The following is a 3,290-nucleotide window of genomic DNA, read 5'->3' as shown; positions in this document are numbered from 1 at the left end:
GCAACCCCACCGACGACGCATTCCACCCCTCCACCACCAACTCACGCTCACCCACCGACAACACCGACACATCCCCCACCCGCACACCCACATCGGTGACGATCGACTCCAGTACGCGGGCCAGGTGGCCGGCCATCCGGTCCATCGCGTGGGCGTCGACCTGGGAACGGTCGTAAGACAGCTTGATCAGCAGTTCACGGCCGGAGCTGGCGGTTACGCTCAGCGGATAGTTGGCCTGCTCGCGACCGTAGTTCATCCCGGCGCGCAGCCCGCTCGCCGCAGCCTTACGCTCCTCTTCCCCCAGGTCCTGGACCGGGAAGTTCTCGAAGACGAAGAGGCTGTTGAACAGGGGCTTTCCGGGCGGCAGTTCGCTACACGCGGCGATCGTCACCAGCGGAGTGTGCTCGTACCGCCGGGCCCGTACCTGTTCGTCCTGGAGGCGGGTCAGCCAGGTCGTGAGCAGTTCGTCGCGGTCGAGGCGGATCCTGACGGGTGTGGTGTTGAGCAGCATCCCGACCATCGACTCCATACCGTCGAGCTGGCCGTCGCGGCCCGACGTGGTGACGCCGAACATCACGTCGTCGCTGCCGGAGTACAGGGACATGACCAGGGCCCAGGCGGCCTGGACCACGGTGTTCGGTGTCAGGCGATGACGGCGTGCGAACTCGGTCAGCCCGGTGCCGGCCACCTCTGCGGACAGTGGCACCCGGGCCTCGCCCGGTCCCTGGTCGCCGGTGGCGCGTTCGATGCCGAGGGAGGTCGCCTCGGTGATTCCGGCGAGGCGCTCGCGCCAGTACCCACGAGCGGCGTCGAGGTCCTGTGCGGACACCCACCCGACGAAGTCCCGGAACGGCCTCCGTGCCGGAAGTCGCGGCTCGCCTCCCGCCCGGAACGCCTGGTAGGCGTCCATCAGCTCGGCCACCACGATCGGGGCGCTCCAGCCGTCGAGGAGCATGTGGTGGTAGCTCCACACGAGCTGGTGGCGGTCCGGTGCCAGGGCGATCACCGCGATCCGGACCAGGGTCGGGGCGGTGAAGTCGGCGCCGCGCTCCCAGTCTGAGGCGAGGTAGGTGTCGATCGCCTCCTGTCGGCCGGCCTCGTCCAGGTGGGACACGTCGAGGATCTGGAGTGGCAGCGGAACCGACCGGGACACCACTGACAGCGGCGTGGCGACGCCTTCCCGTACGACGGTGGTACGCAGCACCTCGTGCCGGGAGAACATCAGCTCCCACGCCCGGCGCAGGGCGTCCGGATCCAGCTCGCCTTCCAGCAGCATGCCGTCCTGCACCCAGTACATTCCGGGTTCGTCGGCCAGCTCGGTGTGGAACAGCATTCCCTGCTGGAGGGCGGTCAGCGGGTAGATGTTCTCGATCGCCCGACTCCGTCGGCCTGCTGCCGCGTCGAATGCCGTCATACCGCACCTCCGGAATCGGCGATCTCACCGGTGTGGTCGGGTGAGTCGAAGCGCTGTTGAATGAGGTCGAGCAGGTCCTGGTCCACTCCGGCCAGGGGGAAGTCGGACGGTGTGTAGCCGCCTGCCTCGGGGCGGCAGCAGTACTCGATGAGGTCCTGGAGGACCGTGAGGTAGCGCTGCGCGAGGCGATGGACCGTCGCATGGTCGTGCACCTGATCGCTGTACATCCAGACCAGTTCCAGGCGGCCCAGCGCGATCTGGCTGTTGATCTCGATGAGGTGGGTGCGGGGCCCGTGCGCCGACTGCGAGTCCCCGAGTGCGCGGCCGGTAGGTGTGAACCGTCCGCCGGTGCCGCTGGCCGGGCCGACCGCCTGGGTTGTCTGGCCCAGGTAATTGAAGGCCACTTCCGCGCCCGCGCCCCTACCCATACCCGTGCCCGTGCCCGTGCCCGCGTGGCGCAGGAGGCCGTATCCCAGGCCCTTGCGCGGGATCTGCCGCAGATACTCCTTCGTACGGCGCAGTGCCTCACCCGGGTCTCCGCCGGACGCGCCGCCGAGCACCACCGGATACACGCTGGTGAACCAGCCGACCGTGCGCGAGACGTCGATGTCGGATCCGACATCCTCGCGGCCGTGGCCCTCCAGATCCACGGCCACCGACGGGGCCTGGCACCATTCCGTGAGCACGGTGCCCAGCACGCTCAGGAGTACGTCGTTGATCTGCGTCCGGAATGCTCCCGGCACTTCCCGCAGCAGTCGCTCGGTCTGTTCGGCGTCGAGCGAGACCGACAGCTCCCGGGTCGATGCGATGGTGTTCGAGCCGTCGTGGTCGCGGGGCACCGAGCCTCCGGCGGCTTCCGCGGCCTGCCAGTACGCGGCTTCCTCCGCGATGTCGGGGGATGCCGCCAGTTCCGTGAGCCGCTGCGTCCAGCCCATGAACGAGGTCGTCTTCGCGGGCAGCTTCACCGGGAGCCCGCGCTCGATCTGGCTGTACGCGGCCGTCAAGTCCTCAAGGATCACGGCCCAGGACACGGCGTCCACCACCAGGTGATGGGCGACGACGAACAACAGTTGTCCACGGTCACCGCGGTCGAACACCACGATGCGCAGGAGCGGCCCGTCCGACAGGTCGAGGCCGGCCTGCACCTCATTGCCGCGGGCATTCAGGAACATCCATTCCTCGTCGTCGTCCAGACCCGTACTCCGGATGACCTGAACGGTGTCGGCCGGCTCGGCGGCCCGCACTCGGCCGACCCATGTGCCGTCCTCCCGGACGAACGTCGACCTCAGCGCGTCGTGCTGTTCGAGCACCGCTGCGGCGGCGCCGCGCATCAGCTCCGGTTCCACCCGCTGGGTGACGTCGAGAAGCATCGACTGGTTGAAGTGACCCGGCTCGTTCAGGTCCTGCTCGAAGAACCAGCGCTGGATCGGGGACAGCGGGAAGTCACCGCTCACCAGGCCCTGTTCGGCCTCGGCCGCACTCTGCGCCTCGGCCACCGTGGCGAGGCCCGCCACTGTCTGGTGGTCGAACAGCTGGGCAACGGTGACATGGATGCCGAACTCCCGTGCCCGAGCCACGACCTGGATGCTGATGATGGAGTCGCCGCCGAGTTCGAAGAAGTTGTCGTGGATGCCGACCCGGTCGACACCGAGTACCTGCGCCCAGACACCCGCCAGCAACTCCTCCACCGCACTCCCCGGCGCAACAAACTCCTCCAACGCCGGCCGCACACCATCCGGAACCGGCAACGCACCCCGATCAACCTTCCCATTCGGCGTCAACGGAAGACCCGCCAACTCCACAAACACCGACGGCACCATGAACTCCGGCAGACTCCGCCCCACAAACTCCCGCAACTCACCCACCGACGGCATAC

Annotated in this window: 2 protein-coding genes; both read right to left on the bottom strand. The window is 68.1% G+C overall.

Translation table 11 applies throughout. The features are described 5' to 3' along the window. On the bottom strand, positions 1-1,414 hold a 1,414-nt coding region (locus tag ACIQNU_RS43740; RefSeq protein ID WP_401378301.1), incomplete at its 3' end, for a condensation domain-containing protein. Beyond that, the coding region (locus ACIQNU_RS43735; protein WP_401378298.1) for a condensation domain-containing protein at positions 1,411-3,290 on the bottom strand (1,880 nt) is incomplete at its 5' end. The genes ACIQNU_RS43740 and ACIQNU_RS43735, both read right to left, overlap by 4 nt.

The sequence above is a fragment of the Streptomyces sp. NPDC091292 genome, from assembly GCF_044757265.1.
Lineage (GTDB): Bacteria > Actinomycetota > Actinomycetes > Streptomycetales > Streptomycetaceae > Streptomyces.
The sequence above is the reverse complement of the archived record's forward strand: the minus strand, read 5'-3'. Positions and strand labels throughout refer to the sequence as shown.